Raw genomic sequence first — 14,202 nt, 5'->3', positions numbered from 1 at the left:
ACGTCGCCACAACTGCTCCGTCGCTGCTGGACGGGGGTCGAAGGAGGTACGTCCAAGAGGGAAATGATCCATGCCACCGACCTTTGCGTCCCGACGTCCGGACGGCCAAGTGGCAGTAATGACCATCATCGCTAAATTAGTGACATGCACACCCTCGCGGTCGCCGTCACCTCCGGAGTGCCGATCTTCGAACTGGCGATCCCGTGCGAGGTCTTCGGCTACGAGCGCCCCGGCCTCGCCGACTGGTGGTACGACTTCCGCCTCTGCGCCGCGCCCGGAACCCGCACCGCCGCCGGTTTCGCCCCGGACGCGGCCCACGGCCTCGACGTCCTCGCCGAAGCGGACACGGTCGTGATCCCGGCCTGCGCGAGTGTCATCGATGACCAGCCGTCCGACCTGGTCGAGGCCGTCTGCGCGGCCCACGCCAACGGCGCCCGCATCGTCTCGCTCTGCACCGGCGCCTTCGTCCTCGCCGCCGCAGGCATCTTGGACGGACGCCCCGCGACGACCCACTGGATGCACGCCGACCAACTCGCCACCCGCTATCCCGACGTCGCCGTGGACGCGTCAGTCCTCTACATCGACGACGGCGACGTCCTGACCAGTGCGGGCACTGCCGCCGGGCTCGACCTGTGCCTGCACGTCGTCCGCAACGACCACGGCGCCACCGTCGCCAGCGCACTGGCCAAACGTCTCGTCATGCCCGCACACCGTCCCGGAGGCCAGGCGCAGTACATCGACACGCAGACCGTCCAAGAGGCTGACGCGCTGGGCCCCCTTCTCGACTGGGCCCGCGAACACCTGCACGAACCCCTGACCGTCGCCGCCCTGGCCCGTCGCGCCAACGTGACCACCCGAACCCTGATCCGCCGCTTCCACGCCGCAACCGGCACGACCCCGATGACCTGGCTGCGCGGCATCCGCATCGACCACGCCCGCGAACTGCTGGAGACCACGACCCTCCCGGTCGACCAGATAGCCGCGCGCTCCGGCCTCGGCAGCCCCGCCAACCTCCGCCACCACTTCACCCGCACCGTCGGCGTCCCCCCGACCACGTACCGCCGCACCTTCTCGGCCACGCCCCCGAACGCCCACTAGTACCTGCGAACGGTGCCCGCCGCGCGGCCCGCCGGGGGACGAGGACCGCGCGGCGGAATGGCCGGGCTTGGTCAACGGGGGTCAGCCCGGCCGCTGCGCGGGGTTGCCACCTGCCCGCGCACTTCTCAACAGGACGCCACGCGGAGGTGCCAGTCGACCATCGCGGCGAGTTGCTCCTCGCTCGCTGCTTCGATCAGGCGCGCTCCCCGCCGCCCCGGCAGCATCGCCCACCAGCTCCCGGTGGCCTTGCCGTGCCAGTAGACGATGTGCTTCGGGATCGCCCGCGAGACGCCGACCGACGCCAGGTCCACTCGCGTGCCGGCGATCACGACGACTCGATCTTGGCGGTGGCGTTCAGCAGCTCCCGGAGCCGAGCGGCCGACACAGCGCGCACCCACGAGACCCCGCCGCCGTCAGGGTGGCGGAACGGCCTGCGCCTCGCCTCCCACGCCAGGTCGAGGACGTCCAGGCCGTCGTGGTGGAACACCCAGTCGGGGAAGTCGGCGCGCAGCCCCGTCAGCACCCCCAGCGCCGTCGAGTTCGGTACCTTGCTCACAGCCGGACTCCGTTTCCGGTGAGGCCCCGGAACTCCCGCCGTTCGCCCGCCGGCCGGGGCCGTCTTCGTGTCCTGCGACACCTTCCGCCCTCCACTCGACCGCAACTGGCTGTAGCGTGAAAGGCACTGTCCGCTGGCCCCCGGTGCGGGCAGTGAAGGGCAACGGGCCAACCCGGGGCGAAACGGGTGAGGTGATGACGACCTTCGGCGAAAAGCTGCGCGCCCTCATGGCCGAGCGCCGGATCAGCCAGCGCAAGCTGGCCGGACTCGTCCCCTGCGACGACGGCCACCTGTCAAAGATCGCCAACGATCGCAAGCGTCCGTCCCCCGAACTCGCCGCTCGCCTGGACGACCTCCTCAACGCCAACGGCACCCTCGCAGCCCTCAAACCCGAGCGTCCTTCACCCGCAGCCGAGGGCGTCATGGAGTTGGCCGCATGGCTGGAAACGACCAATGTCGGTGACGGCGCGATCGGCCACCTGGAAACGGCCATCCGGCGTTTGGCCTACGACTACCCTCGGCAACCTCCGCTCGCCGTTCTATGCGAGGCCCGGGTTCTCCAAAAGCAGGTCTGGGCCACACTGCGAGGCGGGCGGCAGCGCATCGCGCAGACGCGAGCCTTGCTTCGCGTTTCCGCAGAATTGTTCGCGATGATCAGTCTGCTCGCCGGAGACATCGGCCGTTACCGCCTCGCCGACGCATATGGGTGCGCCGCGTGGGTGTGCGCCCACGAGGCCGACTCCGATGCCGCCCGCGCCATGGTCCGGTGTGCGCAGTCCAAGACCGCGCGCTGGGAAGGCCGTTATGCGGACGCTGCGGACCTCGCTCGGCAGGGCTTCGAGCTGGCCCCGGCCGGGATGCGCGGTCGCATACTCCTCGCGGTGTCGGAGGCCACCGCGCTGCAGTCCCGCGGCGATATCCCCAGGGCGAAGGAGGCGATGCAGCGCGCGCAGCACGCGCGTGACAGTTGCTCAGCCGCGAACGAGAGTGCTGACGCCTGGAGTTGCACGCGCGCCAGGCAGGCCGCCTACTCGCTCCAGGTGGGCCTCGGTGCCCGAGATCCCGGAGAAATGCTGCGCTCGGTCGGCGAAGCGGATGACGCATGGGCCGATGGCGACCAATGGGTTTACGGGACGTGGGCTCAGGTTCGCATCGGCGCTGCGCTGGCCCGTGTGATGACCGGCGAAACAGAAGAGGCAACCGCGGAACTCGCCGAGGTCTTCGACCTAGCTACCGAGTACCGTGTCGTGACCATCACCGGCCGGATGAATGAGATTGGTCATCGGCTCGGACATAGCCGGTACAAAGGTGACGTGCGTGCCGCCGAACTGCGCGAGAGGATCCGTGCCTTCCAGGCTGGATCGCTGGAGCACGAGGCCGTTCCCATCCCGGAGGTCAGATGAGCCCGCTCCCGGAGAGCATGTCCGATCACTGGTGGTGGCGGCCGGGGGTCCGGCCTGGTCGCCGGTTGCTCGTCTGGCACATCTTGGTCGACGGGCAGGCGGAGGTCCATGACCTCGTCCGGCGGTGCCAGGACAAGCTCACCGGGGTGGACGGTCTGGACGTCATCCCGCTCGAATGGCTGCACCTGACCACGCAGATCGTCGGGTTCGACGACGAAATCACCGATGCCGAAGTGAAGGCGATGACCACGGGCGTGACCGAGCGGCTCGCCGGGCTGGCACCTATCGCGGTTGAGCTGGGAAAAGTGTGGCTGCACAGTGAAGCGGTAATGCTGGGCATTCGTCCGTCGCGTGGCCTTGACCCCGTCCGGGGCGCGGTCCGTGAGAGCGTCGCCGCCGCTGTACGTGCACACCAACTCGGTGACGAACCGGACTGGACGCCGCACATCTCGGTTGCCTACAGCAACGCCGACCGGCCGGCGGCGCCCGTCATCAAGGCGCTTGAGTCGCGGCCGGGACCGCGGCCGCTTCATGTGAGGCAGGTCCACCTGGTCGCGCAAGAGCGAGTTGGGCACCTCTACCGCTGGGAGCGGCGAGCAGTGGCCGGCCTGGACGGGTGAGCCTCGCGCTGTACCGATTCCTCGCGCGCCGGTGGGCGGGGAGGAGCGTGCGACGTTGCTGGTGCGGGAGCACAACGAGTCGGCGCAGCGGGCCTATGCGTGCTGTCAGATGACCGGGTTTTCTGGTGAGTCGAGCCAGATGTGCTGGCCTTTTGGGGTCACCGTGATGCCGTAGCGGGATGCTTTCGGTTTGCCGGCGGCGGCCCAGCGTTCTTCGGTTTCCCGGATCGCCTGCTGGGGGAGGCGCTGGCTGCGGATCGGCATGAACCAGGCCGGGGACCCGAACCGTCCCTCGGCCGTGCCGTCCGGCTTGACCTCCAGCGCGGCCAGTGGCTCGTCCGGGTGGAACGATGCCACCCAGGGTGCCAGGATCATTCCGCCCGGACGGGTCTGCTCGACCCAGGCATAGGGGACCTCGCGGACGGCGGCAGTGGCCACGACCCTGTCGTAGGGCGCGCCAAGCGGGTGGCCCAGCGTCCCGTCGGCCGTGATCACCGTCACCGGATACCCGGCCCTGCTCAGTGCCCGCCGGGCGTGCTCGGCCAGCGACGCGTCGATCTCCACCGTTGTGACGTTCTCGGCACCGACCAGCTCCGCCAGCAGTGCGGCGTTGTAGCCCGACCCGCCCCCGATCTCCAGTACCCGCAGGCCGGGACGCAGTTCGAGCGCGTCCAGCATCTTCGCCATGATGTGCGGGGCGCTGCTCGAACTCGTGGGCCACTTTCCGCGCTCGGCGGCCCCGTCGTCCACCTGGATGATCACCGAGCGTTCCGATTCGACCTCTTGCCGCCAGCCGTCGGGATCGTCCTCGCGGTGAAGGGGACGAAACCAGCCCGTCCCTTCGACCGGAACCCAGATCGTCTCGGGTATGAACAGGTCACGCCGCACGCGCCCGAGGACGTCAGACGCCGACATCACACCTTCCCCGTGCCATTGCACAACGTGCATGGTATCTCTCGGCGATTGCCGTCGTCGCTCTTGACCTCTTTGCCCGACCCGTTGCATCCACTGCATTTCTGCGGCTGACTGTGCTTACCCACCGCGTCGCCCCTTTGCGTCCAGCAACCCTTCTCTGGCTACATCCGACCGCGGTAAGGGACGATGCGGCAGGTGCTGGCCGCTGGCCGTGCATACGGACAGCGGACGAAAACCGGGCAGATGGGGCGGGAGTGAACGCGGGGGCGGGGCTCGTACAGTGGGTGTTCGTGCTCTATGGGAGGTCTGCGGAGACTGGTGCGCTCGATGAGGTGATCGCGCGGGCTCGTGAGGGCTTTGGTGGCGCGGTGGTGTTGCGGGGTGAGGCGGGGGCGGGTAAGACCGCCCTGCTCGACGCGGCTGCTGGGCGGGGTGGTGGCGTGCGGGTGTTGGGGGCCACCGGGGTCGAGGCCGAGTCCGATCTCGCGTTCGCGGCGCTGCACCAGTTGCTGTGGCCGGCCGCGGGTCTGCTCGGCGCGCTGCCCGACCCGCAGCGCGACGCCGTGCGTGCGGCTCTGGGGCTTGCCGCCGGCAGCGCCGGGGACCGGTTCCTGCTGGGCGCCGGCGTGCTGTCGCTGCTGGCCGAGGCCGCCGCGCCGGACGGGCTGATCTGCGTGGTCGACGACTTCCAGTGGGTCGACCGGGCGTCCGCCGACGCGCTGCTGTTCGCCGCCAGGCGGCTCGGGACGGAGCGGATCGCGATGCTGTTCGCCGTGCGCGGCGACATGCCGGTCAAGGGCGTGCCGGTGACGGTGGACGTGCGGGGCCTGCCCGAGTCCGCGGCGGCCGAGTTGCTGGAGTCCCGGCACGGACCGGTGCCCGCCCGGGTGGCGCGGGAACTCGCCGCGCTCACCCGTGCGAACCCGCTCGCGCTGGCCGAGATCGCCGCCCGGCTGACGTCCGCGCAGCTCGCCGGGCGCGAACCGCTGCCCGACCCGCTGCCCGGCGGTGCCCGGCTCTTCGGTGACCGGGTGGCCGCGTTGTCCTCCCCGACCCGGGTCGTCGCGCTGGTCGCCGCCGTGGAGGCCGACCTCGACCATGTGCTGCGTGCCGCCGACCGGCTGCCGCTCGCCGGGCAGGCGGAAGGGGCCGGCGACCGCGCCCGGGGGCGGACGGCGCTGGCCGAGCTTGAGGAGGCCGGGCTGGCCGGCGTGTCGGGCACGGGCGTGCGGTTCCGGCATCCGCTCGTCCGGTCCGCGGTCCATGAGATGGCCGCTCCAGCCGAGGTGCGCCGGGTCCACGCCGTCCTCGCGGAGGTGACCGAGGGCGACCGCCGTGCCTGGCACCTCGCCGGGGCGGCCCTCGGCCAGGACGAGGGTGCCGCCGCCGCGCTGGCGGCCGCCGCGGAGCGGGCGCAGGACCGCGGCGGGTACGGGACCGCCGCCACGGCCCTCGCGCGGGCCGCCGAACTGACCCCCGAACCGCGCGCCCGCGCCGTCCGGCTGAAGGACGCCGCCGTCGCGGCCTGGCTCGGCGGACGCTCCGGGCAGGCGGAGACCCTGCTGGCCGAGGCGCGCGAACGGGCCGTCGGGGACGCGGGCCTCGGCATGGAGATCGCCCGGCTCCGGGGCAGGTTCGAGCTGAACTCGGGCAGCGCCGCCGAGGCCGTCCGGATCCTGGCGGCGGGCGACGGACTGGACATGCTGGCCGACGCGATGGAGGCGGCCTCCTACGTCGGCGACACGGCGGCCGTCGTGGAGCTCGGCCGGCGGGCGGCGGCGCATCCGGAGGGCTTCCTGCGGGACGCGGTGGCCGGGATCGGCCTGACCGCCGACGGCGACGCCGCGGGCCCCGGCCTGCTGCGGCGTGCGCTGGCACGGGCCGGTGAGCTGGAGGACGCGGCCGGATACCTGTGGGCGGCGGCCGCGGCCAGTGCCCTCGGCGAATGGGACCTCGCCACCGAGATGTCCACCCGGGCGGGCCGGGTGGCGAAGGTGTCGGGGATGGCCGGGCAGCTGCCCGTCGTGCTGGAGTTCACGGCGACGGCCGAGCGCATCGCCGGGCGGCTGGCGGCCAGCCAGGCCGTTTCCGAGGAGGGCCTGGACCTGGCACGGGAGGCCGGGTACGAGAACACGGTGGCCGCCCACCTGGCCAACCTGGCGGTCGTGGCGGCGCTGCGGGGCGAGGAGGAGACCTGCGAGCGGCAGGCCCGCGAGGCGCTGGCCATCGCCGTCCCGCACCGGGTCGGGCTGCGCGCGGGAGTGGCCGCGTACGCGCGGGCGCTGCTCGACCTGTGCCTCGGCCGCTACCCGGCGGCGCACGACCGCTTCACCGCCATCGCCGCGGCCGGACCGGGCGCCGGGCACCCGACCGTCGTGTGGCGGACGGCGCCCGACCGCGTCGAGGCCGCCGCCGGAGCGGGCGACGAGGCGGGCGCGCGGGCGGTGCTCGCCGCCTACGAGCGGTGGTCGGCGCACGCCGCGACGCCCGAGTCGCGTGCCCTGCTGGCCCGCTGCCGGGGCCTCGCCACCTCGTCCGACGACGCCTTCGCCGAGGCGCTGCGGCTGCACACCAACCCGTTCGAGGCGGCCAGGACGGCGCTGCTGCTGGGCGAGCGCCTGCGCCGCGCGCAGCGTCCGGGCGAGGCGCGGCCGCACCTGCGGACGGCGTGGGAGGTGTTCGAGCGTGCGGGCGCGCGGCCGTGGGCGCGGCGTGCGCAGGACGAGTTGCGGGCGGCCGGCGAGAGCGGGCAGGCCCCGCCGCCCGCCGCGCTCGGCGCGCTGACCCCGCAGGAGCTGCGCATCGCGGGCCTGGTCGCCGACGGGCTGTCGAGCCGGCAGATCGCCGGCCGGCTCTTCCTCAGCCCGCGCACCGTCGAGTACCACCTGTACAAGATCTATCCGAAGCTGGGGATCGGCTCCCGTACGGAACTGGCGCGGCTGGTAGTTCTACAGAAGGCGCCCGCTGCCGGAGACGACAGGCTGTAGGCATGCGGAACGAAGTGAGCATCTGGAGCGAGGAGTTCGGCGCCGGGACGGACGCGCCGATCCTGCTGATCATGGGGTCGATGTCGCAGGGCGTCCTGTGGCCGGACGAGTTCGTCGGCCGGCTGGCCGCCGGCGGCCGCCGGGTGGTCCGCTACGACCACCGCGACACCGGCATGTCCGGCACCGTCGACTTCGACGCGGAACCGTACACCTGGCACGACATCGAGAACGACGTCTACCGCGTGATGGACGCGCACGGCTTGGACAGCGCGCACCTCGTCGGCCATTCGGCGGGCGGGCTGCTCGGCCAGCTCATCGCGGTGGAGCGCCCCGAGCGGGTGCGCTCGCTGACCGTCATCGCCTCCTCGCCGCTCGGCGCCGGAGAGGGCGAGGTGCTCGGGCGGGCCCTGACCGGGCAGCCGCAGCCGGAGGGGAGCCTGCCCGAGCCGGCACCCGAGTTCACGGCCTTCTACCGGGCGCTGATGGCCGCCCCGCCGCCCGCGGACCGGCGCGCCCGGATCGACGGCATGATCGCCGAGCAGCGCGTCCTGCACGGCACCGGCCTGCCGTTCGACGAGGACGCGGCCCGCCGGCTGCAGGAGCGGATCTACGACCGGGCCCGCGACCTGTCCGCAGCGGCCAACCACCGGCTGGCCGCGATGGCCTCCCCGGACTTCGAGCCGGTGGGTGTGCTGGACCGGGTGAAGGCGCCCACGCTGGTCATCGAGGGCGACCACGAGCCGGTCAAGCCAGGGCACGGCGCGATCATCGCCGAGCGGATCCCCGGCGCGCGGCTCATGACCGTCGCGGGCATGGGGCACACGCTGCCGCCCGAGGTGCACGAGGAACTGGCCGCCGCCGTCCTCGCGCACACGGCCGACCGGGTCAGCGGCTGAGCGTGGTGTGCCGGTCCACGCGGGACAGCTTCTCGGGGTTGCGGACGAAGTACAGACCGGTGATCAGGCCGTTCTCGACCCGCACCGCAATGACGGTGTCGGTCTCCCCGTCGAACCGCACGAGCAGCCCCGGCCAGCCGTTCACCTGAACCGGCTCGAACGACAGCTCGGTTTCGGTCCTGACCCACTTGAGGCCCTTCGACAGCAGGCCGGCCACCTTGCGGGCGCCCACGACCGGGCGCGGCAGGGCCCGCTTGAGCCCGCCGGCGTCGGACAGCAGGACGACGTCCGGCGCGAGGACGTCCACGAGGCTCTGCACGTCGCCGGTCTCGACCGCCCGCTGGAACGCCTGGAGCGCGGCGCGGGTCTCGGCCGACGAGACGACGTCGCGGGGACGGCGCGCGGCGACGTGCGAGCGGGCCCGGTGGGCGATCTGGCGGACGGCGGCCGGGTTCTTCCCGACGGCCTCGGCGATCTCGCCGTAGGGGAAGTCGAACACGTCGCGCAGCACGAACACGACCCGCTCGGTCGGCGTGAGCGTCTCCAGCACCAGCAGCATCGCCATGGAGACGTTGTCGGCCAGTTCGACGTCCTCGGCCACGTCGGGGGTGGTCAGCAGAGGTTCCGGTAGCCACTGGCCGACGTAGGTCTCCTTGCGGCGGCCGAGCGTGCGCAGCCGGGTCAGCGCCTGCCGGGTCGTGATCCGGACCAGGTAGGCGCGCTGGTCCCGGACGGTGGCGAGGTCGACGCCCACCCACCGCAACCAGGTCTCCTGCAGGACGTCCTCGGCGTCGGCGGCCGACCCCAGCATCTCGTAGGCGACCGTGAACAGCAGCCTGCGGTGCGCGACGAAGGTCTCGGTGGCGGCGTCGGCGGTGTCCGGCGCCCGGTCGCTGCGCTGGCTTGCCTGGGTGCGTTCGCTGCCCTGGCTGCGCTCGCTCATGGTCGGCTCCCCCGCTCGGTCTCAACAGCCCTACGCGCACAAGACGCCGGTCAGCGCCGTTTTGTGACATCCGCCGGCAGGTAACCCTCCTCACAGCGAGGCACTGTCACAGGGATCGGGCGCCCGGCATCTCGTGGTCGTCAGGACGCCGCGCGGACGTTCCGCGCGGCACGCACCATGAGTGAGGACCGCATCATGTCAACCAGAGACGCGCCGGCGGCCGTTCCGCGCCGCTGGACCGCGCTGTTCTTCATCGCGCTGGCGCAGCTCATGATCGTCCTGGACGGGACGGTGGTGAACATCGCGCTGCCGTCCGTCCAGCGCGACCTCGCGATCTCCGACGGCGACCGGCAGTGGATCATCACCGCGTACACGCTGGCGTTCGGCGGGCTGCTGCTCCTCGGCGGCCGCATCGCCGACTACGCCGGCCGCAAGCGGACCTTCCTGGTCGCGCTGCTCGGCTTCGCCGGGGCGTCCGCGGTGGGCGGCGCCGCGTCCGGCTTCGAGATGCTGCTGGTCGCCCGCGCGCTGCAGGGCGCTTTCGGGGCGCTGCTCGGGCCGTCCGCGCTGTCGCTGCTGACGGTGATGTTCACCCGGCCGCAGGAGCGCGCCAAGGCGTTCGGGCTCTGGGGTGGCGTCTCCGCCGCGGGCGGCGCGATCGGGCTGCTGGCCGGCGGGGCGCTGACCGAGTACCTGGACTGGCGCTGGTGCCTGTACATCAACATCCCGATCGCCCTGGTCGCGGTGGTCGGCGGCTCCATGATGCTGGCCGAGTCGCGGCGCGAGGGCAGGGCCCGGTTCGACGTCCCCGGCGTGCTGCTCGTCACCGCCGGGCTGGTCGCGGTCGTGTACGGCACCGGCCGGGCCGAGTCGGACGGCTGGCGTTCGGCGACCGTCACGGGCCTGCTGGCCGCCGGGACGATCCTGCTCATCGCGTTCGTCCTCGTCGAGCGCCGGGTGCCGGAGCCGCTGCTGCCGCCGCGCGTCATCGCCGACCGCACCCGCGGCGCCGCCTACCTGGCGGTGGGGCTGGCGGGGGCCGGCATGTTCGGGGCGTTCCTGTTCATGACGTACTACCTGCAGGTCGCCAAGGGCTACTCGCCGATCAGGACGGGTGTGGCCTTCTTCCCGATGGTCATGACGGTGCTGGTGTCGGCCGGCGGGATCAGCGCCCGGCTGCTGCCCAAGGTCCCGCCGCGGGCGCTGATCGTCCCCGGCATGCTGATCAGCGCGTGCGGCATGCTCTGGATGCTCACCCTCGAACCCGGCACCGGGTACGCCCCGGGCGTGCTGGTCACGGGCGTCCTGTTCGGGTTCGGGGCGGGCATGATCCTGCCGGTGGCCATGAACTACGCCACCCGCGGCGTCGACCCGGGCGACGCGGGCGTCGCGTCGGCGACCGTCAACGCGGCGCAGCAGGTCGGAAGCTCGATCGGCATCGCGCTCCTCAACACCATCGCCACCAGCGCGACCGTGGACTACCTCGCCTCCCACGGCGGGAGCCCCGCCGTCGCGAAGCAGGCGCTGGTGGAGGGCTTCGGGACGGGCAGCGCCTGGGCCGCCGGGATCCTCGTGGCGGGCGCGCTGATCGTCGCCGTCCTGATGAACACCCCCCGCCCGGGGGACGAGCCCGCCGCCGACGCCGAACCGGGCGTGCCGCAGCCCGCCCACTCCTGACCCCGCCCACTCCTGATCCCGCCCGGGGACGGATCACCCGGCGGCCGGTGCCGTCCGGGTGATCCGTTCCGCCACGACCCGCTTGAAGCGGGGGCAGTCGGTGATGTCCTCGTGCCGGCAGCCCAGGGCGCCTTCGAGGAGCTCAAGCGACGCCTGCGCCGTGGCGATGCGGTGGCGGAGCGCCTCGGCCTCCCGCCGCAGCGTGTCCCGCCGCTTCCCGAGGTCGAAACCGGCCGTCAGCGTGCCGATGGCTTCGAGGGAGAGCCCGGCGTCCTTGGCGCGCAGGATGACCGCGACGCGCGTGACGTCGGCGGCGGTGTAGCGGCGGCGTCCGGCGGTGTCGCGGGCGGGGGCGAGCAGCCCCACCGACTCCCAGTGGCGCAGGACGTGGGTGGCGAGGCCGAAGCGCCCGGCGAGGGCACCGATGCTCATCTGCTCGCTTGACTTCATGTCGACATTAACTCGCATGCTGGCGTCCATGACCAGCGACACAGAGAAGGCACGCGACTCGACCGACACCCTCATCCGGATGCTCGACGCGGCGGAGGGCCTCCCGGCCGCCGCGGACCTGCGGCACCACTCCTACGACCTGCTCGCCGCCGGACCCGGAACGTCCGTGGTGGACGTGGGCTGCGGCGCCGGACGGGCCGTCGCGGAACTGGCCGGACGAGGCGTGAACGCCGTCGGCGTCGACCCGGACGAGAAGATGATCGCGGTCGCCCGCAGCCGGTGGCCCGACGCCGATCTCCGTCCCGGAGGCGCGTACGACCTGCCGCTCTCCGACGCGTCCACGGACGGCTACCGGGCCGACAAGGTGTTCCACATCCTCGCCGAACCGGAACGCGCGCTGGCCGAGGCCCGCCGCGTACTGGTGCCCGGCGGACGCATCGTCCTCGTCGGCCAGGACTGGGACACCATCGTCATCGACTCCGACGACCCGGCCCTCACCCGCACCATCGTCCACGCCCGCGCCGACCTTGTCACCGATCCGCGTTCGGTCCGCCGCCAGCGCAACCTGCTCCTGGACGCCGGCTTCCGCGACGTGGCGGTCGTGGTGCGCACCGGCGTGTTCACCGGCCCGACGATGCTGCCCATGCTCGAAGGAATGGCCGAAAGAGCCCGCACCAGCGGCGCCATCACGGCCGAGCAGGCGAGCGGCTGGCTCGCCGATCAACGCACCCGAGCCGAGGCCGACCGCCTCTTCCTGGCCCTCCCCTTGTTCGTTGCGGCCGCGGCCGCACCCCGCTAGAAGACGGGGGTGTTGGTGCGGGTCAGGTGCCAGTTCTCCGTGTGGAAGGTGGTGGGGTCGACGGTGCCGGCGGCGGAGGCGTATTCGACGATCGCCTCGCGGATCGCCACCTGGGCGTTGTAGACGACCTCGGCCGTGGTGATGTGGGGGAAGCCGCCTCCGCCCGACTGGCGGTAGTTGTTGACCGCTACGACGAACTGCTGGTCGCCCGCTACGGGGGCTCCGTTGTAGGTCATGCCGGTGATTCGGGAGCCCTCTGGTTCGGCTATGTCGACGTTGTAGGCGATGCCGGAGAACTGGTCGTAGTTGTAGTCGGGACGGTTGTTGGCGTTCGTCCAGGAGGCAGGGTCGACGGGGGCGTCCGGTGCTACCTGCTTGAAGTACTGGGCGGAGTACTCCAGGTAGTCCTTGATCTGGGAGCCCGTGAGGACGCTGGCCAGGAGGGTGTTGTCGTAGATGTAGAGGCCCGCGATGTCCTTGATGGTGACCTTGCCTGCGGGGAAGGTGGCGGCCCGGCTGAAGGGCGCCGCGATCGACACCACGGGGAGGGACGCGTGTTCCGAGCCGGCCAGCGCGGCCTTCACCTTCTCGGTCTGGACGAGGTGGATGTAGTCGAGGATCGCGGTGTCCTTCCAGCACGACTCCGCGGCGGACATCTCCTCGGTCGAGGTGGCGACTTCCTTGTTCACGTAGGCGACCACAGCGTCGTGCTGCTTCTTGACCAGGGTGACCATGGCCGGGTCTTCCTGGACGGTGTTCGAGTTCACCGTGGTCGCCGACTTGCCGGTCACCTTCCAGCGGCCGCGCGAGTGGGTGAGGGTCAGGTCGAAGATGGAGAGGCGCTCGCCCCAGCACTTCGGCTCGCTCATCACGACCGTCCGGCCGGTGGCCTTGTTCGTGACGAAGCGTTCCGGGATCTCCAGGTGCGCGTGCCCGAACAGGATGGCGTCGATGCCGGGGACCTGCTCGGCGACCAGCGCCGCCGCGTTCTCGACGGGGAGCGCGTCGCCGTAGGAGGACGTCCCGCTGTCGCCGGAGTGGGCGCTGATGATCACGACGTCGGCGCCCCGGGACCGGATGACCGGGACCCAGCGGCGCGCGGTCTCCACCAGGTCCAGGAAGTCGAGCTTGCCGGAGACGTTGGCCTTGTCCCAGATCGCGATGCCCGGGTTCGTCAGCCCGAGGAGGCCGACGCGGATCGGCGGGTGGCCGCGGACGTGCATCTTCTTGATGATGTACGGACGGTAGGCGGGCCGCCGCGTGCCCGCGTGGACGGCGTTGGCGGCCAGCGCCGGGGCGTCCATCTGGCTGATCCACGCGTCCAGGAACGGGATGCCGTAGTTGAACTCGTGGTTGCCGAGCGCCACGGCGTCGTAGCCGATCGCGTTCATCTGGCGGGCCATCGGGTGCGTCCCGCCGGTCTCGGTGATCGGCTCGATGGTGGCGTAGTAGAAGCCCAGCGGCGTGCCCTGGATGGTGTCGCCGGCGTCGAACAGCAGGGTGCGGTCGCGTCCGCGGGCGGCGCGGACCTCGTTGACCAGGCTGGAGACGCGCGCCAGGCCGACGGTGTTCCCGGCGCTGTCGGCGTACTCGGCGTCCTTGTAGTAGTCCCAGTTCACCGCGTGGCTGTGGATGTCGGACGTGCCCATCACGGTGATCGTCACCGACCGGCCGTGCGGGGACGGGGGCGGGGACGGATGCGGGGACGACGACGGGGCGGCGGAGGCGGTGCCGGGCCAGCCGGCGGCGGCGAGGGCGCCCGCGGCGGTCAGGCCGCCGAGGACCTGCCTGCGGCTGACCCCGTCCGGGACCCGGCACGAACACCAGCGCGGCTGTGGACTCTGCATGGCGCACCCGT

The 14,202-nt window shown here is 72.1% G+C and carries 13 protein-coding genes; 7 read left to right on the top strand and 6 right to left on the bottom strand.

Annotated elements, in window-relative coordinates; genetic code table 11:
• The first annotated feature begins 144 nt into the window (after positions 1-144).
• Positions 145-1,098 carry a helix-turn-helix domain-containing protein gene (locus ABZ806_RS17060; RefSeq protein WP_500218247.1) on the top strand — a complete coding sequence of 318 codons (954 nt, stop codon included), beginning with the start codon at positions 145-147 and terminating at the stop codon, positions 1,096-1,098.
• A 125-nt stretch (positions 1,099-1,223) separates the two neighbouring features.
• On the opposite strand, the gene ABZ806_RS17055 is transcribed toward ABZ806_RS17060, so the two are convergent.
• Together ABZ806_RS17055 and ABZ806_RS17050 are read right to left on the bottom strand one after the other, a co-directional pair.
• A complete protein-coding gene (locus ABZ806_RS17055) occupies positions 1,224-1,427 on the bottom strand; it encodes a hypothetical protein (protein ID WP_500218246.1) in 204 nt (67 codons plus the stop codon).
• Positions 1,424-1,654 (bottom strand): hypothetical protein, encoded by a 231-nt coding sequence (locus ABZ806_RS17050; RefSeq protein ID WP_500218245.1) that lies wholly within the window; start codon positions 1,652-1,654, stop codon positions 1,424-1,426. Before ABZ806_RS17050 ends, ABZ806_RS17055 begins: the two co-directional genes overlap by 4 nt.
• Positions 1,655-1,848: 194 nt before the next feature.
• Here ABZ806_RS17050 and ABZ806_RS17045 point away from each other — a divergent pair, with 194 nt between their 5' ends.
• Both ABZ806_RS17045 and ABZ806_RS17040 read left to right on the top strand, forming a co-directional pair.
• The gene (locus tag ABZ806_RS17045) at positions 1,849-3,057 is read left to right on the top strand and encodes a helix-turn-helix domain-containing protein (protein WP_500218244.1); all 1,209 of its coding nucleotides are present in this window, start codon (positions 1,849-1,851) and stop codon (positions 3,055-3,057) included.
• Positions 3,054-3,677 carry a 2'-5' RNA ligase family protein gene (locus ABZ806_RS17040; protein ID WP_500218243.1) on the top strand — a complete coding sequence of 208 codons (624 nt, stop codon included), beginning with the start codon at positions 3,054-3,056 and terminating at the stop codon, positions 3,675-3,677. Before ABZ806_RS17045 ends, ABZ806_RS17040 begins: the two co-directional genes overlap by 4 nt.
• Positions 3,678-3,782: 105 nt before the next feature.
• Here ABZ806_RS17040 and ABZ806_RS17035 read toward each other — a convergent pair whose 3' ends face one another.
• On the bottom strand, positions 3,783-4,592 hold the full coding sequence (locus tag ABZ806_RS17035) for an rRNA adenine N-6-methyltransferase family protein (RefSeq protein ID WP_500218242.1): 810 nt from the start codon (positions 4,590-4,592) through the stop codon (positions 3,783-3,785).
• A 254-nt stretch (positions 4,593-4,846) separates the two neighbouring features.
• On the opposite strand from ABZ806_RS17035, the gene ABZ806_RS17030 reads away from it, so the two are divergent.
• Entirely contained in the window at positions 4,847-7,579 is a 2,733-nt protein-coding gene (locus ABZ806_RS17030; RefSeq protein ID WP_500218241.1) for a helix-turn-helix transcriptional regulator, read from the top strand.
• A gap of 2 nt (positions 7,580-7,581) precedes the next feature.
• The gene (locus tag ABZ806_RS17025) at positions 7,582-8,475 is read left to right on the top strand and encodes an alpha/beta fold hydrolase (RefSeq protein ID WP_500218240.1); all 894 of its coding nucleotides are present in this window, start codon (positions 7,582-7,584) and stop codon (positions 8,473-8,475) included.
• On the opposite strand, the gene ABZ806_RS17020 is transcribed toward ABZ806_RS17025, so the two are convergent.
• Positions 8,465-9,418: an RNA polymerase sigma-70 factor gene (locus ABZ806_RS17020; RefSeq protein WP_500218239.1), complete on the bottom strand. Its 954-nt coding sequence runs from the start codon at positions 9,416-9,418 to the stop codon at positions 8,465-8,467. The two genes, ABZ806_RS17025 and ABZ806_RS17020, sit on opposite strands and share 11 nt — an antisense overlap.
• A gap of 195 nt (positions 9,419-9,613) precedes the next feature.
• Between ABZ806_RS17020 and ABZ806_RS17015 the strand changes: the two genes are divergently transcribed.
• Positions 9,614-11,095 (top strand): MFS transporter, encoded by a 1,482-nt coding sequence (locus ABZ806_RS17015; protein ID WP_500218238.1) that lies wholly within the window; start codon positions 9,614-9,616, stop codon positions 11,093-11,095.
• Positions 11,096-11,128: 33 nt separating this feature from the next.
• Here ABZ806_RS17015 and ABZ806_RS17010 read toward each other — a convergent pair whose 3' ends face one another.
• Positions 11,129-11,545: a MerR family transcriptional regulator gene (locus ABZ806_RS17010; protein ID WP_500218237.1), complete on the bottom strand. Its 417-nt coding sequence runs from the start codon at positions 11,543-11,545 to the stop codon at positions 11,129-11,131.
• Between the two features lie 28 nt (positions 11,546-11,573).
• On the opposite strand from ABZ806_RS17010, the gene ABZ806_RS17005 reads away from it, so the two are divergent.
• Positions 11,574-12,344 (top strand): methyltransferase domain-containing protein, encoded by a 771-nt coding sequence (locus ABZ806_RS17005; protein WP_500218236.1) that lies wholly within the window; start codon positions 11,574-11,576, stop codon positions 12,342-12,344.
• On the opposite strand, the gene ABZ806_RS17000 is transcribed toward ABZ806_RS17005, so the two are convergent.
• Positions 12,341-14,191 (bottom strand): bifunctional metallophosphatase/5'-nucleotidase, encoded by a 1,851-nt coding sequence (locus ABZ806_RS17000; RefSeq protein WP_500218235.1) that lies wholly within the window; start codon positions 14,189-14,191, stop codon positions 12,341-12,343. The two genes, ABZ806_RS17005 and ABZ806_RS17000, sit on opposite strands and share 4 nt — an antisense overlap.
• Positions 14,192-14,202: the final 11 nt, after the last annotated feature.

Origin of the sequence: Spirillospora sp. NPDC047418, from assembly GCF_040643275.1 — a bacterium.
Taxonomy (GTDB): Bacteria; Actinomycetota; Actinomycetes; order Streptosporangiales; family Streptosporangiaceae; genus Spirillospora.
The sequence above is the reverse complement of the archived record's forward strand: the minus strand, read 5'-3'. Positions and strand labels throughout refer to the sequence as shown.